Origin of the sequence: Bacteroides sp. A1C1 (assembly GCF_004328515.1) — a bacterium.
In the GTDB taxonomy this organism is placed as follows: Bacteria; Bacteroidota; Bacteroidia; order Bacteroidales; family Bacteroidaceae; genus Bacteroides; species Bacteroides uniformis.
On record NZ_CP036491.1, the window covers coordinates 99,693 to 126,191 of the forward strand.

24 protein-coding genes are annotated in these 26,499 nt (G+C 43.4%); 4 read left to right on the top strand and 20 right to left on the bottom strand.

Features of this window, described 5'->3' with window-relative positions:
• Window positions 1–10: 10 nt before the first annotated feature.
• Complete coding sequence (locus EYA81_RS00475) at window positions 11–286, bottom strand: DNA-binding protein (protein WP_085929906.1); 276 nt, start codon at window positions 284–286, stop codon at window positions 11–13.
• A gap of 269 nt (window positions 287–555) precedes the next feature.
• Between EYA81_RS00475 and EYA81_RS00480 the strand changes: the two genes are divergently transcribed.
• Entirely contained in the window at window positions 556–1,719 is a 1,164-nt protein-coding gene (locus EYA81_RS00480) for an IS4 family transposase (protein WP_119961547.1), read from the top strand.
• 142 nt (window positions 1,720–1,861) lie between these two features.
• On the opposite strand, the gene EYA81_RS00485 is transcribed toward EYA81_RS00480, so the two are convergent.
• The 17 genes from EYA81_RS00485 to tsaD all read right to left on the bottom strand — a co-directional run bounded on the left by EYA81_RS00485 (window position 1,862) and on the right by tsaD (window position 17,048).
• Window positions 1,862–2,707, bottom strand: coding sequence for a tetratricopeptide repeat protein (locus EYA81_RS00485; protein ID WP_117600862.1), 846 nt, complete (start codon window positions 2,705–2,707; stop codon window positions 1,862–1,864).
• 10 nt (window positions 2,708–2,717) lie between these two features.
• Complete coding sequence (locus tag EYA81_RS00490) at window positions 2,718–4,565, bottom strand: BatD family protein (RefSeq protein WP_117600863.1); 1,848 nt, start codon at window positions 4,563–4,565, stop codon at window positions 2,718–2,720.
• A 21-nt stretch (window positions 4,566–4,586) separates the two neighbouring features.
• A complete protein-coding gene (locus tag EYA81_RS00495; protein ID WP_117600864.1) occupies window positions 4,587–5,300 on the bottom strand; it encodes a tetratricopeptide repeat protein in 714 nt (237 codons plus the stop codon).
• Complete coding sequence (locus EYA81_RS00500) at window positions 5,297–6,325, bottom strand: VWA domain-containing protein (protein ID WP_005827751.1); 1,029 nt, start codon at window positions 6,323–6,325, stop codon at window positions 5,297–5,299. The genes EYA81_RS00495 and EYA81_RS00500 overlap by 4 nt, the downstream gene beginning before the upstream one ends.
• Before the next feature lie 79 nt (window positions 6,326–6,404).
• Window positions 6,405–7,388 (bottom strand): VWA domain-containing protein, encoded by a 984-nt coding sequence (locus tag EYA81_RS00505; protein ID WP_005827750.1) that lies wholly within the window; start codon window positions 7,386–7,388, stop codon window positions 6,405–6,407.
• A gap of 95 nt (window positions 7,389–7,483) precedes the next feature.
• A complete protein-coding gene (locus EYA81_RS00510) occupies window positions 7,484–8,563 on the bottom strand; it encodes a hypothetical protein (RefSeq protein ID WP_131225255.1) in 1,080 nt (359 codons plus the stop codon).
• Between the two features lie 7 nt (window positions 8,564–8,570).
• Window positions 8,571–9,440, bottom strand: a complete 870-nt coding sequence (locus tag EYA81_RS00515) for a DUF58 domain-containing protein (protein ID WP_005827747.1) — start codon at window positions 9,438–9,440, stop codon at window positions 8,571–8,573.
• 167 nt (window positions 9,441–9,607) lie between these two features.
• Complete coding sequence (locus EYA81_RS00520; RefSeq protein WP_057256497.1) at window positions 9,608–10,603, bottom strand: MoxR family ATPase; 996 nt, start codon at window positions 10,601–10,603, stop codon at window positions 9,608–9,610.
• 194 nt (window positions 10,604–10,797) lie between these two features.
• On the bottom strand, window positions 10,798–11,979 hold the full coding sequence (locus tag EYA81_RS00525; protein ID WP_117600867.1) for an HU family DNA-binding protein: 1,182 nt from the start codon (window positions 11,977–11,979) through the stop codon (window positions 10,798–10,800).
• A gap of 26 nt (window positions 11,980–12,005) precedes the next feature.
• The gene (locus EYA81_RS00530) at window positions 12,006–12,278 is read right to left on the bottom strand and encodes an HU family DNA-binding protein (RefSeq protein ID WP_005827742.1); all 273 of its coding nucleotides are present in this window, start codon (window positions 12,276–12,278) and stop codon (window positions 12,006–12,008) included.
• A 78-nt stretch (window positions 12,279–12,356) separates the two neighbouring features.
• Window positions 12,357–13,655 (bottom strand): 30S ribosomal protein S12 methylthiotransferase RimO, encoded by a 1,299-nt coding sequence (gene rimO, locus EYA81_RS00535; protein ID WP_005837204.1) that lies wholly within the window; start codon window positions 13,653–13,655, stop codon window positions 12,357–12,359.
• Window positions 13,652–14,611, bottom strand: coding sequence for a signal recognition particle-docking protein FtsY (ftsY, locus tag EYA81_RS00540; RefSeq protein WP_005827738.1), 960 nt, complete (start codon window positions 14,609–14,611; stop codon window positions 13,652–13,654). The genes rimO and ftsY overlap by 4 nt, the downstream gene beginning before the upstream one ends.
• Window positions 14,612–14,778: 167 nt before the next feature.
• On the bottom strand, window positions 14,779–14,937 hold the full coding sequence (locus EYA81_RS00545) for a DUF4295 domain-containing protein (protein ID WP_005827735.1): 159 nt from the start codon (window positions 14,935–14,937) through the stop codon (window positions 14,779–14,781).
• Between the two features lie 14 nt (window positions 14,938–14,951).
• Window positions 14,952–15,140, bottom strand: a complete 189-nt coding sequence (gene rpmG / locus EYA81_RS00550; protein ID WP_002560155.1) for a 50S ribosomal protein L33 — start codon at window positions 15,138–15,140, stop codon at window positions 14,952–14,954.
• 20 nt (window positions 15,141–15,160) lie between these two features.
• On the bottom strand, window positions 15,161–15,421 hold the full coding sequence (rpmB, locus tag EYA81_RS00555; RefSeq protein WP_004291052.1) for a 50S ribosomal protein L28: 261 nt from the start codon (window positions 15,419–15,421) through the stop codon (window positions 15,161–15,163).
• A gap of 121 nt (window positions 15,422–15,542) precedes the next feature.
• Window positions 15,543–16,010 carry a CinA family protein gene (locus EYA81_RS00560; RefSeq protein ID WP_117600870.1) on the bottom strand — a complete coding sequence of 156 codons (468 nt, stop codon included), beginning with the start codon at window positions 16,008–16,010 and terminating at the stop codon, window positions 15,543–15,545.
• Between the two features lie 15 nt (window positions 16,011–16,025).
• On the bottom strand, window positions 16,026–17,048 hold the full coding sequence (gene tsaD / locus EYA81_RS00565) for a tRNA (adenosine(37)-N6)-threonylcarbamoyltransferase complex transferase subunit TsaD (RefSeq protein WP_131225256.1): 1,023 nt from the start codon (window positions 17,046–17,048) through the stop codon (window positions 16,026–16,028).
• 204 nt (window positions 17,049–17,252) lie between these two features.
• On the opposite strand from tsaD, the gene EYA81_RS00570 reads away from it, so the two are divergent.
• Window positions 17,253–21,725, top strand: a complete 4,473-nt coding sequence (locus EYA81_RS00570) for a translocation/assembly module TamB domain-containing protein (RefSeq protein WP_131225257.1) — start codon at window positions 17,253–17,255, stop codon at window positions 21,723–21,725.
• Between the two features lie 156 nt (window positions 21,726–21,881).
• Here EYA81_RS00570 and dnaB read toward each other — a convergent pair whose 3' ends face one another.
• Window positions 21,882–23,453 carry a replicative DNA helicase gene (gene dnaB / locus EYA81_RS00575; RefSeq protein WP_008664493.1) on the bottom strand — a complete coding sequence of 524 codons (1,572 nt, stop codon included), beginning with the start codon at window positions 23,451–23,453 and terminating at the stop codon, window positions 21,882–21,884.
• A gap of 296 nt (window positions 23,454–23,749) precedes the next feature.
• Between dnaB and ispE the strand changes: the two genes are divergently transcribed.
• Window positions 23,750–24,583: a 4-(cytidine 5'-diphospho)-2-C-methyl-D-erythritol kinase gene (gene ispE / locus EYA81_RS00580; RefSeq protein ID WP_117600873.1), complete on the top strand. Its 834-nt coding sequence runs from the start codon at window positions 23,750–23,752 to the stop codon at window positions 24,581–24,583.
• Between the two features lie 83 nt (window positions 24,584–24,666).
• Complete coding sequence (locus tag EYA81_RS00585; protein WP_117600874.1) at window positions 24,667–25,161, top strand: PepSY-like domain-containing protein; 495 nt, start codon at window positions 24,667–24,669, stop codon at window positions 25,159–25,161.
• A 69-nt stretch (window positions 25,162–25,230) separates the two neighbouring features.
• On the opposite strand, the gene purT is transcribed toward EYA81_RS00585, so the two are convergent.
• Complete coding sequence (gene purT, locus EYA81_RS00590) at window positions 25,231–26,397, bottom strand: formate-dependent phosphoribosylglycinamide formyltransferase (protein WP_057089426.1); 1,167 nt, start codon at window positions 26,395–26,397, stop codon at window positions 25,231–25,233.
• Window positions 26,398–26,499: the final 102 nt, after the last annotated feature.

The window sequence follows — 26,499 nt, forward strand, 5'->3', positions numbered from 1 at the left end:
CTTTCTCTTCTTAAGCTCGAACAGCTTCTTCAGTCTTACCTGCCATTTCATCTAAAATTTTTAAAGCTCGCTCTAAAACAGTAGTATCATCAATCATAACCAATCCACCATCTGGTCCAGGTTCCAAGTGAATCCCAACACTTTTCCCCTCCTTAAAATTGTGTCCACCGAAAAAATTTCTTACAGTGTCAACATTCAGTCCAAGTTCATCGGCTATTCTATGCATACTACCACTAGGCAATGAGTCTTTAATCTTACGTAATTCATTAAATGTTATTGTTCTCATATTCATAAATTTAATGGTTAATACTCTGTATTTTTTATTATCACGCTATAAACTTAAGGAAAAAAAAGGATAAAACAAACTATTTCTTTATCTTTTTTCAAAAAGAATATTGCCTCTCCAAAAAATAATCATTTTTTAAGTATACACATTACTGTCCCATTAAAATCTAAAAGAGTTCTTTGAAATATTTGAAATTTAGTTAGTTACAGCTATTCTCCGAGCGAACGGACTTGAATTTGTAGCTTTGCATCAGATTAATCCGATGGCATATGTTCCAAGACAAATACGTTTTCGCTCAATTGGCTTCATTTCTGAATCGAAGTAAGTTTAACCGCATAGTCACCAAGTATGATGGCGATAAATATGTGAAGCACTTCACCTGCTGGAATCAACTACTTGCTTTGATATTTGGCCAACTTTCTAATCGTGAAAGTCTGCGAGATTTGATAGTTGCTCTTGAAGCTCATCATTCCAAATGTTATCATTTAGGAATGGGTAAAAATGTATCAAAGTCATCGCTGGCAAGAGCAAATCAAGATAGAGACTATCACATCTTTGAAGAATATGCTTACTACCTAGTTAGCGAAGCACGACAAAAGTGTGCTAATCATATTTTCAAACTTGGCGGTAACGTTTATGCTTTCGATTCGACAACTATTGACCTGTGCCTTTCAGTCTTTTGGTGGGCAAAATTCCGCAAAAAGAAAGGTGGTACTAAAGTGCATACATTATATGATGTGGAAACACAGATTCCTGCATTCTTTCATATCACGGAAGCATCCGTACACGATTCTAAAGTCATGATTGAAATTCCTTATGAACCAAGCTCTTATTACATCTTTGACCGCGGTTATAGCAACTTCAAAATGCTGTATAAAATTCATCAAATTGAAGCCTACTTTGTTGTCAGAGCAAAAAAGAATCTCGGGTACAAATCCATCCAATGGAAACGTAGGCTGCCTAAGAATGTGCTTTCAGACGCGAGTGTACTTCTGACAGGATTCTATCCTAAACAATATTACCCAGAGCCACTTAGGCTGGTTAAATATTGGGATGAAGAACAAGAACGAGAATTTATATTCATAACCAATGCGATGCATATATCTGCGCTTCAAGTTGCTGAACTTTATAAAAATCGCTGGCAGGTAGAGCTGTTTTTCAAATGGCTCAAGCAGCACCTTAAAATCAAAAGATTTTGGGGAACTACAGAGAATGCTGTTCGAATACAGATATATGCTGCTATATGCGCTTACTGTTTGGTGGCAATCATTCAACACGATATGCAACTGGACAGAAGTACATATGAAGTGTTACAAATACTGAGCATCTCATTGACTGATAAGACTTATCTGAGAGACCTCTTTAATAAAACTAAATTTCAAAATGACAAAGAACGATTCGGACCAAATGGGCCAAGTTTGTTTAATTTTTAATTCGTCCCAATTTTAATGGGACACTAATGAAGTATACAGAATTATAAATACGAAGAAAAAGCTCCTAAAAACATACAGAAACAGCTCGTATAAAGCAGAATTATCGGGCTTATACGAGCTGTTTTTAGAATATAGGGAAAATTTAAATACCTTCTATGGCGGAAGCTGGAACCCACCCTACTTTACCGTCTTCCAAACGAATTTCTTTCCATTCACGCATAGAGTTGTCTTTTATTTCAACTTTACGTCCCTCATGAAGAATGAACAGACTTGTACCACTTTCACTGGGAGTACTACGCACTGTGACACTAGGTGCTAACACTATAGCTTCACTACGTTCCATCAGTTCGCCTTTCTGCTGAGCAGCAAACACATTACTCAATATAACAAGAGCCAGAAATACTATTCCTGCAATAAATCCCACTTTCTTCCCCATAATCTGTTTTGAAAAGAAAAAGAGATAGAATGAAACGAGTAATAGTACAAAGAACACAATCCCCAACTTAGCCCATGCATCTACACTAAGACAATTAATCAACGATTTAGTCCAAGATACAAAGAAAACCTCAGGAACTGGGATTACCTTATCGATTGTCTTAGAACGTGCTATTTCCAAATTTGCACGAATATCAGCATTACCAGGTTCCAACAACAAGGCACGCTCATAATTCAATATAGCTTTTGCTATATCATCTGCCTTATAATAACTGTTGCCAAGATTATAATAGACCTCTGCAGCCTCTCCCTTCTTTAACAGATTCTCATATATTTGAATGGCAGAAGCATAATCATTCCGTATATAGGCGCTGTCACCTTCAGCCTTTGTCACATTGCTTTCTTGTCTTGCAGCAGAGAATTCCGCATGTGAACCGACGGATGTAGAGTCACTACCAGTCTGTAATGTATCTACAGATGCAGGATTCTGCCCATAGGCAGTAATTGCCATCACTAGACTAAGAGTAAAAAACAATATTCTATTCATTACCATTTCCTCCTGATTAATGTTTTATCGAGTTTTCCATTTTGCTGATAACTTCCAAAGAAGCTGAATATACCTTATCCATAGCCTGGTTATCATCACCCGGAGCAAAGCGGGCAAACTCACAGTTGTTCAATGCATCGAGGAATTCCTTTATCAACGCATCATTCACACCATAATTACGAAGTTCCTCTTCGATATTATCCTTAGACAAACGGGATACCGGAATGTTCAGTTTATCACTGATATACCCCCAAAGAGCCTTCAAAACCTCATCATAAAATGCGTCTTTCTTATTCTCGGCCAATAATTTACCAGCTTGTTTCATACGTTTCACCGCCACTTTATTGGCTTTCTTAGTACGCATCTTTGCTACATTTGCATTGGCTGCTATTTGCTTACGATAGATGATAAAGAATGTAATGAATGCAATACCCGGTATCAAATAAAGCAACCAATACGTCAACGAACCGAAGAAGAAATCACCTTTGGGAGACAAAGTGACATTATTCTGCTTGATAAAACGAATATCCTCGTTTAATACTTTCAAGTCTTCCTTGCTTGTAAAGTTTGCAATGGTCTGAGCTGCATTACCTGCTCCCTTTTCCACATGCAATTCATACTCTTCCGTAGTCAGCGTTTTATACGAACGGGAATTAATATCAAAATAACTGAACTTTACGGCAGGAATCTTATAAGTTCCCGCATTACGGGGAATTGCCAGATACTCAATGACCTTACTACCGGAGAGGCCCGAATTTGTCAGACGGAATTTATTGTCCACCTTCGGATCATATACCTCAAAATCCTCGGGGAATTTGACTTCCGGATTAGAAAGCAACTTCAGATTGCCGGTACCAGAGATGACAAGTTTGACAGTAACGGCATCATTGGTCTTGACATTTGTACTATTGATAGAAGAAGTTATATTGAACTCTCCCACTCCTCCAGAAAAATCAGCTGGCTTACCTACTGGCAAGGGTTTTACGTCAATCGTCAATTGCGGAGTCAAAATTGTCTTTTTAACTTCTACGTAATTGCTTCCTCCATTGAAAAATGCCTCGAACGGATCAGCAACTTGTGTAGCCTTTGCAATGGAAGCGTCAAAGCGTGCAGCATCAATCGTCAACTTACCGGCTTGTTGTGGGAACAACACAAACTGACGATAGATTGTAGACTGATAATTTCTACCTTTATAATGCTCCAATCCCCATCTTCTGTCATTAGGAAGTTCCACTTCCTGAGAATGGAATCCTTTGAAGTCGGGCAACTTCACATTGTCAAACATACGCAAGTCCACCAAGGTATATATCTTATATGTCAATAGGAATGCTTCTTGTTCATACACCGTCGTCTTACTGGCAGTAGCTGTAATAAACAAATCACTATTCGATACAGATGTCCCGGAAGAAGCGCGGCTGGCAGTGCCACTGCTCTGTCCGCCACCATTTCCTGAGGATGCTCCATTGGTAGCCTGATCTGCCGGAAGAACCCTTACTCGTACAGAATTAGAAACCATTTGGTTACCATCAGCAGTGATAGTGGCTCCTGGAATGGTAAAATCACCTTCTGCAGTCGCCATTAAAATATAAGTGAATGTAATACTGCTGGTTGAAGTCGTCTGCCCATTAATCATCTGCACGCTACTCTGTTGCGAGCGGCTGGGCCCCATCAACACATCAAATCCCTTCATAGAAGGAGCACGAAAATCCCTTACCTTTTGTGTAGTCACCGTATACGACAGTCTGAACTGGTCTCCTACCGCCACAGCGTCAGGAGCAGACGCAGTAAACGATACCTTGCCATCGGCAAAGGCATTCATACTGGCTGCAATCAGTGCTATCCATAAGAAAACTATTTTTCTCATATATTATTCCTATTATGTTTGTTACCAATCTTTTTCCAGACGACCTCCTTGAAGTACCTGCTGCTTTTTCACTTTATCCTGCACATCCTTCTCGTCTTGCATGACAGAGTTCAACAGCTGTTCGGCATTTTCCTTAGACATCTCATTATCTTTCTTTTCCGGCTGAGAAGGTTGTTGTTGTTGCTGGTCTTGATTCTGTTGCTGGTCTTTCTGCTGATCCTGCTGTTTATCCTGCTCCTTCTGTTGGTCCTGTTTATCCTGATCTTGATTCTGATCCTGGTTCTGCTGCTGGTCTTGCAACTGTTTCTGTGCCAAAGCAAGGTTATAGCGCGTTTCATCATCTTTCGGATTATTGCGTAACGACTCCTTATAGGCTTCTACCGCCTTTGCATAATCCTTCTGAGAATGAAAGATGACTCCCATATTATGATAAATCTGTGCCAAGTTCGATTTGTCCTTTTCTATCTTGGTAGCTCCCACATATTGCTCCATCGCTTCCTGCAGCTTGTTCTGCTGGGTCAATGTATTTCCCAAGTTGAACATGGAAACCGTTGACTTCGGGTTTACCTCCAAAGCCTTCCGATAGTTCACTTCTGCATCCACATATACGCTATCCTTAAAAAAACGGTTTCCCTTACGGATATAATCGCGTTCCGCCTTCTGTGCAGAAGCTGAAGCTGCCACTAACAGCAGCAAAACTATTCCAATATATTTTTTCTGTAACATACGCATCATTTCTTATTAGAGAATAAATGAATGTTGCGGAACAGAGGATTCTTGCGCTCCAATATCAACATCTCAGCCAGTAACAACAGCAGAATAATCCATGCCACTGCCTGAAACTGTTCATTGAATTCCGTGTACACCTGTGTTTCCACATCTGCCTTTGCCATCTTATTGATTTCCTGACTAATCGCTTTCTGTGCACCATTGGTATTGTCTACGCGCACATAAATACCATTTCCCGCCTGAGCAATTTCCTGACACATCTGCTCATTCAAGCGAGTAACGATTACATTACCTTCACGGTCACGACGATAATCATTAGTACCCTCTATTGGAATGGGGGCACCCTCGGGCATACCTACCCCTAATACATTGACCTGGATACCTTTCTCTGCAGCAGCCTTAGCAGCTTCTACGGCACCACCTTCATGGTTTTCACCGTCGGTGATGACAATAACAGTACGTCCCACCCCTTCTTGAGGTGTAAAACTCCGGGCAGCCAGATTTATTGCAGCTCCAATTGCCGTACCCTGCTTGGAAATCAGCGAAGGGTCGATGGACTCCAAAAACATCTTGGCGGAAATATAATCACTCGTAATAGGCAACTGGGTAAATGCGTCACCCGCAAAAACAATCATACCGACCTTGTCATTCTGCATCTTATCTACCAACTGTGCCACCAGCCGTTTTGCCTTCTGCAAGCGGCTTGGCTGTACGTCTTGTGCCAGCATGGAATTGGATATATCCAACGCAATCATCACTTCCACTCCCTGACGTTTTACCGTCTCCAGTTTGGAACCAAACTGCGGACGTGCCAACAGTACCGTGAACAACCCGATAGCCGCAAAAACCAACCAAAACTTCACATCCGGACGGTATTTGGAAACATCCGGCATTAGCTGTGCCATCAGTATAGGGTCACCAAACTTACGAATGGCTTTCCTCCTCCGATAATTGGAGTACAAGTAGAAGGCCGCCAATAAAGGCAGCAACAGCAACAAGTACAAATATGCAGGTTCTTCAAATCGAAACATCTTTTTATTTACAATTTAGCAATTTACAATTTACAATTTGGCTACGCAATGACTGATACACTAAAAGACATTCTCCTTTTTACGGTATCTTCTTCAATATAGAGTTGCGTAACAGTACCTCCAGTAATACGCACAAGAAAGCAGCCAACGCAAACCAGCGGTACTCTTCCTGGCGCTTGCTGTATTCTTTTACATTCAATTTTGTTTTCTCCAGCTTGTCTATCTCCTCATACACTTCCTTCAACTTCGAGTTGCTGGTGGCACGGAAATAGTTACCTTCCGTTGTTCCAGCAATCTGTGTCAAAGTCTTTTCATCAATTTCGACGGGCATATTGACATATTGCACTGTTCCACCTACCGGATAAGGATAAGGAGCCATACCATTGGTTCCTACCCCAATAGTATAAACGCGAATGCCAAAGCTCTTGGCTATTTCAGCAGCTGTCAAAGGAGAAATATCACCTTTATTATTGACACCGTCCGTCAGCAGAATAATGACTTTCGACTTTGCCTTGCTATCCTTCAAACGGGTAACGGCATTGGCAATCCCCATACCGATTGCCGTTCCGTCTTCAATCAGCCCGCACTTCATATCTTTAAGCAAGTTCAACAATACGGCATGGTCTACTGTCAATGGACATTGCGTAAAGCTTTCTCCAGCAAACAAAGTTATACCTATATTATCATTCGGACGTCCGTTAATAAACTCTGCCGCTACATCCTTCGCCGCTTCCAACCGGTTAGGTTTCAGGTCTTCGGCCAGCATACTGGTAGAAACGTCCATGGCAAGCATGATATCAATACCCTCAATCTCACTGTTCTGCCAGCTATCGGTGGTTTGCGGACGTGCCAAAACAAGAATAATCAGTATCAAGGCAATTATCCGCAATACAAACGGTACATGCAGCAAGTAGTTCTTATAGCTTTTAGGGGTATGGGCATACACACGGGCATCCGAAATCTGAAGCGTAGCTTCACTATTCTTCCGCTTCATAATATACCATACTATATAAGGTATAAGCAACAGCAGCAAAAATAAATATTCAATATTGGCAAAAACCATATTTATGTACGATTTAACGATTTACAATTCAGCTTCGCTCCAAACATCCCTCATTTTTCACTCATGTATATCCGATTGAAGTCACTTTTTCAGTATTAAGCAAAATAATTATACAACTCCAATCCAATATATATCAAGGAACTGACAAGGGCTACAGCCAACACTACAATACCCGCTCCCAGCAAAATCTTGGTACGCAAAGAACGTTTCTCGATAATGGTAATCTCCGTAGGCTGCGGTTTAGCATTCTCCTCTTCTTTCTCCTTGGTTTCATTAATAAAGTCAATGGCATTAATCAGGTTAGCGTCATTTTCGTTCACCAATGGATTATGCTTGGCAAATTTCACCAAATCAGCAGTCTGGAACAATTCACGCAAATCTGATAGAGCTTCCTTATCTTTCATTTCCAGCAACTTATCTATGATTTCCGTAGAAGTCATTTCCAAAGCATTGAAACCAAAACGGTCTTTTATATATGTACGAAGAGCATCAGTCAATTCCGTATAATATTCCTTCGGCTCCCCTTTCTGCCATACCTTCTCATTCTTGATACGTTCTATCTCCTGCATAGCCAACTGATGGGGAGGCAACTTAGGTTCTACCTTCACCTTACGGATAATAGGCTTATTGTCGAAGAAACGCATCATCAGATAGACAAGCAATATCCCTATCGGGATAATCAGCGCACCACAAGCCATAAGACCATACCAGTCTTCCCAAGCAAAAGGCGCTTGCATCACTGTTTTGGGACCGAAAAACTGTTCCGGATTCTCCGGATCTAACGGGACATTCACCGAATATACTTTCAATGCCAACGCTTTGGAGCGATACTTCTCATTATCCACCGTCACTTCCATAGGCGGCAGATAATAAAGAGCCGAATCAAAAGAGGTAACTGTATACTCTTGAGTTATCAATGCACGCCGGCCATCATTCAGCAATTGCGTATCCGGTTTGGCCACATCAATAATTTCAACCCCATTCACCAGCGTATCGGTATATACCGGGAATATGGCACGCTTATCGGCATCTAGAGATACTTGAAGTTTTATCTTTGCCTGCTCTCCAATAAGAATCTGCAAAGAGTCAATCGTAGCATCTACCGTTACCGACTGGGCTACTACCCTTCCCGACCATGCTATTAATAACGCTATCAGAAATAAATATCTTTTCATTTTCCGATTAATTTCGTTTCGCAAACAAATTCATCAATGCCTTGACATAATCCTGGTCGGTACGTACCGACACATTGTCGACATTACTCTTGGTAAACGTTTCATTCAATTCCGCCTGCTTGTTCACCCACCAATCATGATGGGCACGGCGCACGGCACGCGAGGAGGTGTCAATCCACTGCTCATGTCCCGTCTCGGCATCCCTAATCTTCATCAGTCCCACGGGAGGCAATTCTTCCACACGACGGTCGTACACCTGAACGGCAACCAGGTCATGCTTACGATTGGCAATGGTCATGGCGTTCTTGAAACTTTCCTGGTCGATGAAGTCGGACAAGACAAATGCCGTGCAACGGCGTTTCATTACGTTTGTCAGATACTCCAAGCCCAGACGAATGTTCGTCCTCCGGCTTTCCGCATGAAAATCTATCAGTTCGCGGATGATGTAAAGTATATGCTTACGTCCCTTCTTGGGCGGAATAAACTTCTCAATCCGGTCCGAAAAGAAGATGACACCAATCTTGTCATTATTCTGAATGGCAGAGAATGCCAGTGTGGCGGCAATTTCCGTCACCATATCCTTCTTCATCTGCTTTACCGTACCGAATTCCAAACTACCGGAAACATCTACCAACAACATCACTGTCAATTCGCGCTCCTCCTCAAACACCTTGACGTAAGGCTTGTTGAAGCGGGCGGTCACATTCCAGTCAATGTCGCGTATGTCGTCGCCAAACTGATACTCGCGCACTTCGGAGAATGCCATACCTCTACCCTTGAAGGCAGAGTGATACTGCCCGGCAAAGATATTGTTGGACAGTCCGCGCGTCTTTATCTCAATCTGACGGACTTTCTTCAAAAGTTCTGTTGTTTCCATTGATTTATTTTAATAATCTCATTTAAGCACACAAGCGCAATTTAGTTTATAACAGAAACTTCCCTATGAAAAGGGGTGAAGTTTTCGGTACTCAACCCTAAGGTTTACGACGCTAACCTCAGGTATTGGATTGTAAACCTCAAGTTTACGAAAACCTCTATTATGCGTTAGGGCACTTCAACCTTGTTCAGTATCTTGCTGACGATTTCATCAGATGTCATATTGCTGGCTTCCGCCTCGTAAGTCAAGCCGATACGGTGGCGAAGTACGTCGTGTGCCACAGCGCGCACATCCTCCGGAATGACATAACCGCGACGCTTGATGAACGCGTAGCTACGGGCAGCCAGGGCCAAGTTGATGGAGGCACGGGGCGAACCGCCGAAACCAATCATGTCTTTCAGCTCTTTCAAATCGTATTTTTCCGGATAACGAGTAGCAAATACAATATCGACAATATATTTTTCGATTTTCTCATCCAGATATACCTGGCGAACCACCTTGCGGGCTTCGATAATCTCGTCAGCCTTCAAGATTGGCTTCACGTTGAACTTCTCTCCATTGATATTCTGGCGAATAATCAGTTTCTCCTCTTCCTGCTTCGGATAGTCAATTACAACTTTCAGCATGAAACGGTCCACTTGCGCTTCGGGCAGCGGATAAGTACCTTCCTGCTCAATAGGATTCTGCGTGGCAAGCACCAAAAATGGTTTGGGCAACCCGAAAGTTTCATTGCCGATAGTAACTTGACGTTCCTGCATGGCTTCCAGCAAAGCACTCTGTACTTTGGCGGGAGCACGGTTGATTTCATCAGCCAAAACAAAATTTGCGAAGACCGGACCTTTTTTTACTTGGAACGTTTCATCCTTCTGGCTGTAAACCATTGTACCTATTACGTCGGCAGGCAACAAGTCTGGCGTAAACTGAATGCGGCTGTATTGCGCATCAATCAACGAAGCAAGCGTCTTGATAGCTAAAGTCTTTGCCAAACCGGGCACACCTTCCAACAACACGTGTCCATCGGACAACAAACCAATTAACAACGACTCTACCAGATGCTTTTGTCCTACAATGACCTGGTCCATACCTGTGGTAAGATTGGTAACGAAAGCACTTTGTCTTTCAATCCGCTCATTCAGTTCGCGGATGTCAATTGTTTCAGCCATAAATCATTCTATTTTTTTAATGTTTAATTTCCTCATTTATCCGGTTTTGAACCGGTAATTATTTTTTTCGCTCCCAAAAGTACGGGAATAAATTAACCATACCAACTAATTTTTATTAAAAAACTATGCGAAACCTTTAGATTAAACAACTTTCATAGAGTTTAGTATTTAACAAAAAAAGAAGCAGTAATTTTTTACTGCTTCTTGGCCAATTTTGGTATCTTGATAGTAGTACCATAAGGCACATTATCCGGATTCTTGATTACACCGGGATTATGCTTCACGATATAAGGCCAAAGAGCTTTTGTTCCATAAAAACGAAGCGCTACCCTAGTCAGCGTTTCCCCTTCCTTGATGGTATAAGTGGTTTCTGTTCCCACAATCGTATACCCCACAGAATCCGGTTCAAACGGTACAACTGTCTTTTTTTGCTCTTTTTTAGGAGTGGGAGACTGTACTTGTACATTTTCCTTTGGAGTTTTTTTAAGCGTAGGAGTTGTTGCAGCAACAGTTTCTGCCACAGTATCTATCCGAGCAGGAGCTACAACATCTTTTGAAACAATACTGTCTGTCAAGGCAATATTGTCTTGACCGGCAGGAACCTCCACCTTTTCAGTAACAGATTCCCTCACATCCGAGTCTGCAACTTCTTCTACAAGAGGCTTTGCAGTAAGTGCGTCAAGCAAGTCCGGATAATACATGAAAGCTACGGCACCACCACACAGCAACACTACAAAAACAACGATGCCTATAAAATATTTCATAGTCGAAGAATCTGCCATATCTTTTATCACTGGCTCAGACGGTTCCGGCTCAACAGCAACTATATTTTCAGGCATTGCTTCAGGTTCCGTTTTTTCCGGTTTCTCCTCTTCAACTGCCGGTTCGGGCTCAATTAACGGCTCTTCTATTACAGTTTCCACCAAAGGTTCTTCTATCGTAGCTTCTTCCACTAAGGTAACCTTCTCCTCCACCTCTTGTTCCAGAGTTTTGATTTCAGTATCTTCATCATCTTCACTGTCATTTTCCTGCAGGGTATCCTCAAGTACCGTAGCGTCATTCAAAACTACAGTTTCAAAATGCGAAAATGGTCTATTGATAATATCTTTCAAAGCCGGTTCCGGTGTAAACGACACTTTTGTATGCCCTTGTATCTCAAACCTTTCCCCCGTATTCACATTAACGCTTTCACGACTCCCGACATCTATCAGCTTGAAAGTCCCCAAACCTCGTATCTTCACATATTTGTCCTTCTCCAAAGACTCCTCAATCAGCTGGAAGAATTCTTTCACAAAACTATCCGCATTCTTCTTGCTCATGCCATGCCTTTCAGCCAGCGTGTCAATCAGGTCTTGTATGTTCAGTTTCTCGTTCATAATACGGGAGATTTTTTAAAAGCCGGTTACTTAAACTTATCCTTTAACAATGTACTCGGCTTATAGGTCAACACCAATTTGGGAGGCACCAGCATACGTTGCTTTGTAGTCGGATTCACAGATATACGCTCTGCCTTCTTTTTCACTTCGAATGTACCGAACCCTTGTATAGAGATAATATTCCCCTCCTCCAACTGCCGTGTCATATCTGCCAGCAATGAAGCAACCAGCTCAGAAGTATCTTTCAATGTGTACCCTAACCTCCGCGACAATTCAGAAGTAAACTCTTTGTTATTCAAAATGTAAGCCTTTAAATTGAACTACGGTGCTATATTAGCAAATCTTCTTCACATATGCAAGAAGATAAGGAAAAATCTTTAAATTATTCGTCCAAAAAGGTCGAAATCATCGGAATTTACTATCTCTACGTGGTAAAAGTTACCTATATGCAACGCCCTGTCTCCACGCTCAATCAAAACCTCAGGATCCACTTCGGGAGAATCAAATTCTGTACGTCCAATATAATATTCGCCTTCCAGCCGGTCAATGATTACTTTCATCTGCCTGCCTACTTTCTCCGCACTCAACTCCCCTGAAATGCCTTGTTGAATAGACATTAACTCATCCAAGCGCGCTTGTTTCACTTCCTGGGGAATAGAATCCTCATATTCAGCAGCGGCATACGTCCCTTCTTCTTCCGAATACGCAAAAGCCCCCATTCTATCGAAACGCACTTTACGGACAAACTCTTTCAGCTCCTCAAAATCGGCTTCAGTTTCTCCTGGATGCCCCACCATCAGTGTAGTACGGAGATGAATACCGGGAACCTCCTCACGGAATTGTTCTATCAGCTTATACGTCTCATCCTTCGTCACATGGCGACGCATCTTTTGCAGCATATTGTCACTGATATGTTGCAGGGCAATATCCATATATTTGCATACATTGTCACGCTCGCGCATCACACGGAATAAATCAGCCGGAAAATGTGCCGGATAGGCATAATGCAAGCGTATCCACTCCACTCCGGGAATATCCGAAATCCGCTCAACAAGCTCGGGCAACATTTGCTTCTTATATAAATCTACTCCGTAATAGGTCAACTCCTGGGCTATAACCTGGAATTCCTTTACACCCCGTGCAACTAAATACTTCACCTCGTCAAGTATCTCCTCCATCGGGCGCGACACATGCCGTCCCGTAATGATGGGAATAGCGCAATAAGAACATTTACGGTCACACCCTTCGGATATCTTCAAATAGGCATAATGCTTGGGAGTGGTCAATGTGCGCTCTATGTGCAGCTCGTCATGATAGGCCTTTCCCAAATCCTGCAACAACTCTCTCCAATTGAATTTACCATAGAATTTATCCACCTGGGGAATTTCAACGGCCAATTCCTTCAGATAACGTTCCGAAAGGCAACCCATTACATAAAGCTTCTCCAAGTTTCCTTCCTCCTTGGCCTGCGCAAATTCCAGAATCATATTAATGGATTCCTCCTTGGCGTCACCGATGAAACCGCAAGTATTGATTACGGCAATCTGTCCCTTCGGTCTTTCCGCATCATGTGTCACATGGAATCCCACTTCCTCCAACTGACGCATCAAATGTTCCGAATCCACCAGGTTTTTAGAACATCCTAAAGTGATGATATCTATAGTCTTCCGTTTCATGCATTCTCCCCGAACAGTGAATCAACAAATTCCTTTTTACGGAACACCTGCAAATCTTCCATTCCTTCACCCAATCCAATATATTTAACCGGAATTTTAAACTGGTCTGAAATGCCGATGACTACGCCACCCTTGGCTGTTCCGTCCAACTTTGTAACAGCCATTGCCGTAACCTCCGTTGCCAGAGTGAACTGCTTGGCTTGCTCGAATGCATTCTGCCCGGTTGAGCCATCCAACACAAGCAACACCTCATTCGGAGCATCAGGGACAACCTTCTTCATCACATTCTTGATTTTCGTCAGTTCATTCATCAAACCGACTTTATTATGAAGGCGTCCTGCCGTATCTATAATTACCACATCGGCATTATTAGCAGTTGCGGAACTCAGTGTGTCAAAAGCGACAGAAGCCGGGTCAGCACCCATTTTCTGCTTCACAACAGGCACACCTACCCGTTCACCCCATATCACCAACTGCTCCACAGCAGCAGCACGGAAAGTATCGGCAGCACCCAGATAAACAGACTTTCCGGCTTTCTTGAACTGATAAGCCAGTTTGCCAATCGTAGTAGTCTTCCCTACACCATTGACGCCCACTACCATAATGACGTATGGTTTCTTCGCAATCGGTGCTTCAAAGTCATCCACATCCTCCGAATTATTCTCTGTAAGCAACGCTGCGATTTCATCACGTAAAATATGATTCAGCTCAGTGGCATTCATATATTTGTCGGCTGCTGCACGCTTTTCGATACGTTCAATAATTTTCAGTGTCGTTTCCACGCCCACATCCGAAGTTATCAACACCTCTTCCAGATTATCCAATACTTCATCATCAACTTTTGACTTTCCTGCCACGGCACGCGCAATCTTGCCAAATACACTTTCTTTGGTCTTAGATAATCCTTTATCTAATGTTTCCTTTTTTTCCTTGGAGAAAAAACTAAAAAATCCCATACACTAATTATTTTTATGCAACCTGTTTTCGCATTCCCTGCAAAGATATAACAAAACTGACGAATATTAAAAACTTCGTCCTCTTTTTAAAAAGAAATCCCCTTACCGGAAATACCGACAAGGGGATCTTTATAAGTCATTAGCGCTTTACAGCCACTGTATTTATCTTATTTCTTAAAGAAGTTCTGAACATCTTCATTACGGACCATCTGTTCATCAAAGATGTAAGCACCAGTCTTAGGAGACTTCACCATTTTGATAACCTTTGTATAAGAACGTCCTTCTTTGCTTCCTTCGTGCAAGGTTGCTACCGCTTTCTTTGCCATAAGTTATAGATTTATTATTTAATTTCTTTATGTACTGTCACTCTCTTCAGAATCGGGTTGTATTTCTTCAACTCCAATCTCTCTGTGGTATTCTTTCTGTTCTTCGTCGTAATATAACGAGAAGTACCCGGCATACCGCTATCCTTGTGTTCTGTGCATTCCAGAATCACCTGTACTCTGTTACCTTTTGCTTTCTTTGCCATAATCAGTATTCTCCTCTACTTTAGCCAATAACTTTAATGCTTTTCCAATCACAATAACCTTTAGCTACCGCATCTTTCAAAGCAGCGTCCAGTCCTTTCTTATTAATAATGCGCAAACCATTAGCGCAAATGCTAAGGCTGATCCAGCAATCTTGCTCTACATAGTAGAACTTCTTGTTAAACAAGTTCAAATCAAAGGTTCTCTTCGTTCTTCTCTTTGAGTGTGAAACATTGTTGCCAATCATGGCCTTCTTTCCGGTAATTTGACAAATCTTTGACATTTCTATCTTAATTTTATAGTTTTCTTTTTTGCCTATTTCAAACAGAGCGCAAAGTAAGCACTTTTATCGTTACCAAACAAGTTTTTCTTAAAATAATTCACTGTACGATAGCATTTTTTCCTCATTTCAGCTTCTCATAAAGCAACAAAAGGGCATTTTGAATTGTTTTTTCCACATTTCCCTTTCTTCCCTCGTCTCCCTCCTGCTTCATGGTAACGATTTCATTTTTATAGGCAACAGCTATCCACACCGTACCCACCGGTTTTTCCGAAGTCCCACCTCCAGGACCTGCAATACCGGAAGTAGCCACTGCACAATCTGTTTTCAGCGTTTTCATCGCACCTTTCACCATTTCTGTAACAGTTTCACGACTTACTGCTCCATATTTTTCCAATGTTTCGGCAGATACATGCAACAAAGACATCTTTATTTCATTGGAATACGCCACTATACTACCATTAAAGTATTCCGAACTGCCAGGAACGGAAGTTATCAGAGCGGCAATTCCTCCACCCGTACAACTTTCTGCGGTGGAAAGGGACAATTTCTTTGCTTTCAGCAGCTCTCCTACCTTTTCTTCCAGCTTCATACCTTATTATATATATTATCTTAAAGTTACCCGTGAATAAGCAGGTGCTTCCATCGGACAAAAATCTTTATCCATATACTTGAAATATCCGGTAATGGCAATCATGGCAGCGTTATCCGTTGTGTAGCTGAACTTCGGAATAAATATTTTCCAACCATACTTCCCGGCATGCTCACGGAAAGCATTACGCAATCCATTATTGGCAGAAACACCTCCGGCAACAGCCACTTCCTTTATTTTATATTGCTTGGCGGCTTTGCGCAACTTATCCATCAAGATATCTACGACGGTAGCTTCCAGCGATGCCGCCAAATCCGTCTTGTGATGTTCGATGAAATCAGGGTCGTCCTTCATCCAGTCGCGCAGAGAGTAAAGGAACGAGGTCTTAAGTCCGCTAAAACTATAATCCAACCCTGGAATATGCGGTTTGCTGAACGAGAAGGCTTTAGGATTACCTTGCCGAGCCAGCTTGTCAATAATTGGACCACCCGGATATCCTAATCCCATCACCTTTGAGCATTTGTCAATGGCTTCACCGGCGGCATCATCAATAGTCTGCCCCAAAATTTCCATATCGTTATAGGCTTTCACCAAGATAATCTGTGAGTTTCCACCGGAAACCAGCAAGCAGAGGAAAGGAAATCCCGGCTGCACATTATCTTCACCTTCTACTTTAATAAAATGAGCTAACACATGACCAGTCAAATGATTAACATCAATCATTGGAATACCTAATGAACGGGCGAACCCTTTGGCGAAAGATACCCCCACCAACAATGATCCCATCAATCCCGGTCCACGCGTAAAGGCCACAGCACTCAATTCCTCTTTGGTTATTCCGGCGCGTTTCAATGCCTCATGCACTACCGGAACTATATTTTGTTGGTGCGCGCGGGAAGCCAGTTCAGGCACTACCCCACCGTATGCTTCATGCACAGCTTGGCTGGCCACCACATTCGAAAGCAGATAACCATCTTTGATGACAGCTGCAGAAGTGTCATCACAAGAAGATTCTATTCCCAAGATTATTGTACTCATAATGTTTATTTACGTTTAAACGCTGCAAAAATAGTGATAAAAGTACGATTCATAACGTATTATTTCATATTTTTGTTGGCTGATTATAAAAATTAACCGCCTATCAGAAAGCTAAAAAAAACAGTACGCTGGGTACTCGGTATTGTATTGGGATTGTACATTGGTACCATATTGTTGCTGAACATTCCATCTGTTCAGCGACAAATGTCTGTATTTGTTGCCAATGAACTGGCTTCCATACTGGACAGCAAGATTTCCATCGGGCGAATAAACATAGGATTGTTGAACCGCATCATCATCGACGACCTGCTCCTGAACGACCAATCCGGCAAGGAAATGCTGAAAGTGACCCGTCTTTCTGCCAAATTCGATATTCTCCCCCTATTCAGCGGCAAAATATCCATTAGTAACATACAATTGTTCGGCTTTAACATCAATCTAAGCAAGCAGACTCCCAAGGATAAACCTAATTTTCAGTTTGTACTCGACGCATTCGCATCCAAAGATACAGTTCAAAAGAAAAACAACCTGGATCTCCGTATCAATTCCTTACTGATACGCCGCGGAAAGGTTTCGTATGATGTGCTGTCCGAGAAAGAGACTCCGGGAAAATTCAATCCACAGCATCTCCGTTTACGTAACATTATTGCAAACATCTCCCTAAAAGCATTACAAAATGATTCTATCAATGCCGCCATCAAGCGTCTGAGCATCGAAGAAGAACATTCCGGATTTGAATTGAAGAAACTAAGTCTAAAGGTTATCGGCAATGACCAACGGATGAAAATCGAAAATTTCGCTATCGACCTCCCCAACACCTCTTTGGCAATGGATACTATACACATGGATTATGACAGTCTGGGGGCGTTTGACAATCTTGCCCAAGATGTCCGTTTCTCATTCCATTTGCTGCCCTCTCAAATCGCCTTGCAGGATTTATCGGCTTTTGTTCCGGCTTTTGGTTCTTTCAAGGAAAAATTGCAAGTAGAGGTACAGACGGACGGCACCATCAATCAACTGAATTGCCCGCACCTTTCCGTCTCTGTCGGAAATCATTTTTATCTGAGGGGAGACGTATCTCTACAAGACCTTTCCCATCCGGAAAATGCTTATGTATTCGGTAATTTGTCCAATTTGTACGCAGACCCGGAAGGAATTGCCTTCTTTGTCCGGAATTTCAGCAAGAACTACAATGGAGTACCTCCCGTCCTGCAACACTTAGGAACGGTTTCCTTCCGTGGAGAAGTCTCGGGCTACTTCACAGACCTCGTAACTTACGGACAAGTACGCACTGACATCGGAACCATCCAAACTGACGTAAAACTAAGTTCTAACAAAGATAAAGGTTATTTTGCCTATTCCGGTGCAGTGAAAACCAAAGAGTTTGAGCTGGGCAAGATGCTGGGCAACAAGAAACTGGGTAAAGTAACTTTCAATCTAGATGTCAACAGCAACCATTACGAAAACCAATACCCGTCCGTACTGCTGAAAGGGCTGGTTGCCTCCATTGATTACAGCGACTACAATTACGAAAATATCACCCTAGATGGAGAATACAAGCAGGGAGGCTTCACGGGAAAAGTCGCCTTGGATGACACCAATGGTTCTGTTATTTTGAACGGCACCATCAATACCGCCAGTCGGGTACCGACTTTCAACTTTCAGGCAAGCATCGACAAATTTCGTCCTCATGCCCTACATCTTACACCCAACTATGAAGATACGGAAATATCAGTCAAAGTCAAGGCAGACTTCACCGGCGGTTCCATTGACGAGATGAACGGTGAAATCAACGTTGACAGCTTACTATTCGCAGCTCCGGAAACACAATACTTCCTGGACAATCTGAAGATATCTGCCATAAGAGAAAGCGAAGGCCAGAAACGGCTGACCATCCAATCCAACTTTCTCCAAGGTAGCATAGAAGGTGACTACTCTTATCGTACCCTGCCTGCCAGTGTACTGAATATCATGCGACGTTATATCCCCGCCTTGATTCTGCCAGACAAGAAACCCATAGAGACAGAGAACAATTTCCATTTTGACATGCACATTTACAATACGGAACTGTTCTCCACCGTCTTTCAGATTCCGGTAAAAGTATATACCCATTCCACCATTAAGGGATACTTCAATGACAAGGCACAGCGGCTCCGCGTAGAAGGCTATTTTCCCCGTCTCCGTTATGGAAACAAATTCATCGAATCCGGAATGTTCCTTTGCGAGAATCCCGGTGACCAGTTCCATACACGCCTACGCTTCAGCAACCGCAAATCAAACGGCGCTGTCAATATAGCTTTAGAAGCGCAAGCCCGGAACAATAACATACAGACCACGCTGAATTGGGGTAACAGTAGCACTGTAACCTACAGCGGGAAACTCGCCGCCGTCGCCCACTTCATCCGTGAACAGAACGAAGCGAATGAAAGCAAGAGGAAACTTCCCCCCTTAAAAACCGTCATTGATGTCCAGCCCACCAACGTGATACTGAACGATACGCTGTGGGATATACATCCTTCCCAAGTAGTACTCGACTCCGGCAAAGTGTATGTCAATGATTTCTACTTCAGCCATAAAGACCGGCACTTGCGTATCAATGGTATCGTTTCACCACAACCCGAAGATACAGTACGTCTGGATTTGAAGGAAATCAACATCGGTTATGTGTTCGACATTGCAGACCTCGGAGTCAATTTCAAAGGAGAAGCCACCGGTCCGGCTTTCGCCAGCGGAGTATTGGAAAACCCCGTCATGAGCACCGACTTGTTTATCCGCAACCTCGGATTGAACGAAGGCTTGCTGGGTGATGCCAACATACACGGAGAATGGCACCACGACGTGAAGGGCATCTATCTGGATGCCCATATCCGGGAGAAAGATATTGCCAAAAGCCATGTGTATGGCTATATCTATCCTTTGAAGCCCACTAGTTCATTGGATCTCCAAATTGAAGCGGACGGTACCAACTTGAAGTTTATACATCATTATATGAGTAGCATCACGCCCGAATTCAACGGACGTGCTACCGGCCATGTACATTTCTATGGCAAATTCAAGGCTCTCACCATGGAAGGGCGTGTATTCGGCGATGCTTCTATGAAGGTAGACGTGCTCAACACCACTTTCTCCGTCAAAGACAGCATCTACATCGAGCCCGGCGGGTTGACCTTCCGCAACAACCGCATTTTCGACACGCAAGGGCATCAAGGAAGTATGAGCGGCTATCTGCACTATCAGCATTTTAAGAACCTGGAGTACCGTTTCAATTTCAATGTCAACGACATGCTGGTGATGAATACCAAAGAATCACCGGACTATCCCTTCTACGGCACCGTCTACGGTACGGGAAATGCCACTATTGCCGGTAATGCCCAAGATGGCGTTAACATTGATGTTGCAATGACTACCAATCGCAACACTACCTTTACCTATATAAAAGATAACGTATCTACAGCAGTCAGCAACCAGTTCATCAAATTTGTGGACAAGACACCACGCCGTGCCGTACAAGACTCTATCCGCCTTTCCGACTACGAAATTGCCCAAAAGGAAATCGAGGAAGAAAGAGAGAGCGACACTGATATCCGGCTGAATCTCTTGATAGACGCCACTCCCGACGCTACCATGAAGATTATCATGGACCCTATCGCTGGCGACTATATCAGTGGACGGGGAACTGGAAATATCCGTACTGAGTTCTTCAATAAAGGAGATGTAAAGATGTTTGGCAGTTACCGGATAAGCCAGGGAGTCTATAAATTCAGTCTGCAAGAGGTTATCCGAAAGGACTTTATTATCAGGGATGGAAGTTCCATTACATTCAACGGCTCGCCACTGGATGCCACTCTGGACATAAAAGCAGGTTATACGGTCAACTCAGCATCCTTAAATGACCTAATGCCCAACGAGGCAACCTCCGGCTACATCAGCCAGACAAATGTAAAAGTGAACTGTATGATGGACCTTACCGGACAATTGACCTCACCTGATGTAAAATTCGACATCGAACTGCCCAACGAACGCGATGAAGTGCAGGCCATTGTCCGTAACTATATTCCTACCGACGAGCAAATGAACATGCAGATACTCTATCTGTTGGCTATCGGCAAGTTCTATACCCCGGAAAACTTAGGAGCCACCCAGAATTCGAATATGATGTCCAGTGTTGTTTCATCCACCCTTTCCGGACAGTTGAATAACGCTTTATCGAACATTCTCGATGTCAATAACTGGAACTTCGGCACCAATTTCAGTACCGGTGAAAGAGGCTGGACAGACATGGAGTTCGAGACTATGCTTTCAGGACAATTATTGAATAACCGACTACTTATCAATGGTAATTTTGGTTATCGTGATAATCCGATAGCAAATACCAATTTTGTGGGAGACTTTGAAGCGGAATGGCTCGTCAACCGTTCCGGAGACATCCGCCTGAAAGCGTACAACGAAACGAACGACCGCTACTACACCCGGACAAATCTGACAACACAAGGTATTGGTATTATCTTCAAAAAGGATTTCAACAAATGGAGTGAGCTCCTTTTCTGGAACAGATGGAAACTCAAGCGGCTGAGAAAGGAACAAGAAATAAAACAAGATACCCTATCCACTGATAAAATAAACACAGAACAGCAGATGCCCGAGGCACAATCAAAACGGAAAAGGGAGCAAAAGTAAGATTGACGTTCTTACTGTCCACATTGAAGGTTTTAGAATAAGCAAATAGGCTCGAATACAGCATTTAAATAGCTACACCCTTTGTACCTAAAGGTGTAGCCATCACTCTACGATAGTATAGGCATTCAAGGCAAAGGGTGTAGCCATAAAAATACATCAGAAAGGCAATGGCCCGTCCGACCCCACACCTCCAAACGGGTTGTCCGTCTGTGGCGGAAAATCAGCAGCCGATGGAGGTGGCGGTGTTGCCGTACTTCCGATAGGCGCATTCATACGTGAACCAAATGTAGCTCCTCCACCCTCCGTCGGAGGTGGAATAACCATATCATCCTCGGGATTCTGGAAACGGGTGTACTGTCCGATAAACCTCAGACGCACATCCCCCACGGCACCGTTACGGTGCTTTGCTATGATGATTTCCGCCATACCGCGCAAGTCACTGCCATCGGCAGAAGTATAAATCTTGTAATATTCGGGACGGTGGATGAAGCACACCATATCGGCATCCTGCTCGATGGCACCGGATTCACGAAGGTCGCTCAACTGGGGACGCTTGCCTTCCTCGCCTTCACGGTTCTCCACACCACGGTTCAACTGCGACAGAGCGATGATAGGAATGTTCAGCTCCTTGGCCAAACCTTTCAATGAACGCGAAATGGTACTAACTTCTTCCTGACGGCTGCCGAAAGACATTCCGCTTGCATTCATCAGCTGAAGGTAGTCGATGATGATAATCTTCACTCCGTGCTCACGTACCAGACGCCGTGCCTTCGTACGGAGTTCGAATACCGACAAAGAAGGCGTATCATCCACATAAAGCGGAGCATCCAGCAAGTCACGCAGTTTGTAATCCAATTGCTGCCATTCATAGTCCGCCAACTGACCACTCTTGATTTTCTCACTCGGAATCTCGCACACGTTGGATATCAAACGATTCACCAGCTGCACGTTACTCATTTCAAGCGAGAACAGCGCTACGGGATTGCGGAAATTCACGGCAATGTTTTTCGCCATGGAAAGTACGAACGCCGTTTTACCCATAGCAGGACGGGCTGCAATAATGATGAGGTCGGACTTCTGCCATCCGGAAGTCATCTTGTCCAGCTTGGTATACCCACTTTCCAAGCCACTCAAACCATCGGTACGGGCAGCAGCTTTCTGAATCAAATCATAGGCTTCGGCAATGACAGGATTAATTTGTGTATAATCCTTCTTCATGTTCTGCTGGGAAATCTCGAACAGTTTTCCTTCGGCCTCCTGCATCAAATCGTCCACATCCAGCGTCTCGTCGAAAGCCTTGCTCTGGATATTACTGGTAAAAGTAATCAATTCACGTGCCAAAGCTTTCTGCGCAATGATACGTGCATGATATTCGATGTGTGCAGAAGATGCCACCTTACTGCTAAGTTGGGTAATATAGAACGGGCCGCCCACTTCCTCCAATTCTCCCCGCTTTGAAAGCTGCTCCTTCACGGTGAGGATATCGACCGGCTTCTGATTCACGGCCAAATCGGTAATAGCGGAATATATCAGCTGATGTCTATGCTCATAGAATGACTCCGGACGAAGAATTTCACTTACCAGCGAATAAGCGTCCTTCTCAATCATCAAGGCTCCCAAGACTGCTTCTTCCAGCTCCGGCGCTTGCGGCTGGATACGTCCGTAGTCTGTTACGGGCTGTGGTGCCTTTCCTTTCGGAGTACGGGATGTTCTTCTTTGTTCTGCCACTTTAAGAATTAATAATTGAAAATTAAAAATTAAATGAACTTCCCTTTTAGAAAGGGGAAGCAAAGATAATGCAAACCGAATACATAACTTTCATGCTTGCATGAAAAAGTTATGTTGAGGTGCAGCCTATCTTCGCTCGTATGGCAAAGATAAGCGAATTTATTTATAAGCGGTAAATAAATCATTGCTAAGTTTTCAATCTACTATGAACAGAAATCACTAACTTTGTCTTCGGAAGCTGCACTTCATAGCTTCCCCTTTTAATTTTAAATTATTAATTCTTAATTTTCAACGCCATGCTGACTTTTCCAAATGCCAAAATAAACCTGGGACTGAATATCACAGAGAAGCGTCCGGACGGATACCATAATCTGGAAACCATTTTCTATCCGGTTCCCATAGAAGATGCTTTGGAAATAAATATCTTGAACGAAGGAAACCGAAAGTTCCGTCTGCATCAGGCAGGTCTGGAAATTGAGGGAGAAGCAGAGAGCAACCTGGTAGTGAAAGCCTACAAGTTGCTGGACGACCAATTCAACCTTCCTCCGGTAGACATCCATCTCTTCAAGCATATTCCCTCGGGAGCCGGACTGGGTGGCGGTTCGGCCGACGCAGCCTTCATGCTGAAGCTTCTGAATAATAAGTTTGAACTCGGACTGCCGGATGACACTCTGGAAGAGTATGCCGCCAAGCTGGGTGCCGATTGTGCCTTCTTCATCAAAAACCGTCCGACTTACGCAGAAGGTATCGGAAACATATTTTCTCCCCTTCCCCTCTCACTGAAAGGATATCGGATATGGTTGGTGAAGCCGGACATTTTCGTCTCTACACGGGATGCCTTTGCAAAAATAAAACCGCATCATCCGGAAATGTCTCTGAAAGAAATTGCCCAACTTCCCGTTGAAGAATGGAACGGACGAATGGTCAATGACTTTGAAGAAAGCGTATTCCCCCAATTTCCCACTATCGGAGAAATCAAGGAAGAGATGTATCGGCAAGGAGCTGTATATGCCTCCATGAGTGGTTCGGGGTCATCTGTTTACGGATTATTCAAGGAAGATGCCGTATTGCCGGAAGTGGATTTCGGAGAAAAAGCTTTTGTATACAAAGGCCGGTTCACTGATGTTTAAAAATGCATCAACCAATATACTGATTTCCGGAAACAAAAACACAACAAGGTTGTTCTTACAGAAAACTCAAAACAACCTTGATTATGAAAAAGTTCAAATTCGGTATTCTGGCAGGACTACTTGTCTTGCTGTCAGTGTCCGCTTTTGCGGAAGGACGTCTTCCCGTAAATATACAAACAGCTTTTCAAAAGCTCTATCCTCAAGCAACGGATGTGGAATGGGAGCAAATGGCCAGTTGCTACGTGGCAGAATTTATTGCAGATGGTCAGGAAGTTGATGTCTGGTTCAATAAACAAGCGGAGTGGGTCATGACTGAAACGGATGTAGAGTCACTGGAAAAAGTGCCGGCTCCCGTGGCAGAAGCATTCATGAGCAGTACAATGGCCGGCATGAAGTTAAGGGACGTAAGAATCATCACCTTTCCCAAACATCCCACAGTGATTATAATTGAGGTGGAACAATACAATTCCGATGAAGAATTCCAACTGTTCTATGCTCCGGATGGAAAACTATTACAAAGCCTCGATGTAACAGAACTTGGAGGAGAGATCTATCCCGGACTCTTTTTCAATGATTAATACTGACGATTGGTGATTTGTCGATGGTATCCATTCATCAACAAATCACCAATCATTCATCACCAATCATTAATATACCTCTACCCTATCAGCAATACGCTTCGCTTTGTCGCGCAACGTGTCAAGATCACTGTCAAGAGGTGCATAACACAGCACTACACCCATACGGCGGTTTACGCGGGTAGTAGGCTTGCCAAAAATACGCAGATAAGTATCCTCTTCTTTTGTAACCTCTTCCATGCCACGATAATTGGGACGTTCCTGACTGGCTATCGGAGAGAGGATGACAGCACTGGCTCCTATACGCTCCTGCTTGATGCCAGGGATAGGCAGACCAAGCACCGCACGACAGTGCAATTCAAACTCATTCAGATTCTGGGTTCCGGCCAGGGTTACCATACCCGTATCGTGCGGACGTGGAGAAAGTTCGGAGAAATAGACACCGTTCTCATGGCTGAGAAAGAATTCCACTCCCCACAATCCGGCACCGGTCAAGGCACGGGTCACTTTCTCTGCCATATCCTGCGCCTCCCTTAGATGGGCAGGGTCAATATGGGCAGGCTGGAAGCTTTCACGATAGTCCCCACCCTTCTGTACATGGCCGATAGGCGGGCAGAACAAGGTCGGGCCATTCTTCTGCGTTACGGTGAGCAATGTTATCTCACTGTCGAACTTGATGAATTCCTCAATGATAAGTTCTTTTATGTCTCCACGGCTACCATTACAGCCATATTCCCAAGCATGCTCCAATTCGTCGGCACTCTTTACGAGAGACTGGCCTTTGCCGGAAGAGGACATCAGCGGTTTCACCACGCATGGGAAACCTATCTTTTCAGCTGCAATTTTCAGTTCATCCAGAGATTTGGCATAAAAATATTTAGCTGTTTTCAGTCCCAACTCTTTAGCTGCAAGGTCGCGTATAGCCTTACGGTTCATAGTAAAGTTCACAGCGCGTGCACTGGGCACCACTTGAATGCCTTCTTTCTCGAAATCGTACAGACGTTCCGTACGGATAGCCTCGATTTCCGGAACAATGATATCCGGCTGGTGTTTGCGTACCACGCGTTCCAAAGCATCTCCATCAAGCATGCTGAATACTTCACATTCATCTGCCACTTGCATGGCAGGCGCTCCGGCATACGAATCGCAGGCGATAATATACTGACCTTTGCGTTGGGCGGAAATTACAAACTCCTTGCCCAGTTCACCAGAACCCAACAATAAAATCTTTTTCATCCTATCTATTTATTTACTATTTGACAATTTTCAATTTACTATTCAACACTATACAATCAGACGATTTACTATTCACCATCCGCTACCCGATTACAGCACAGC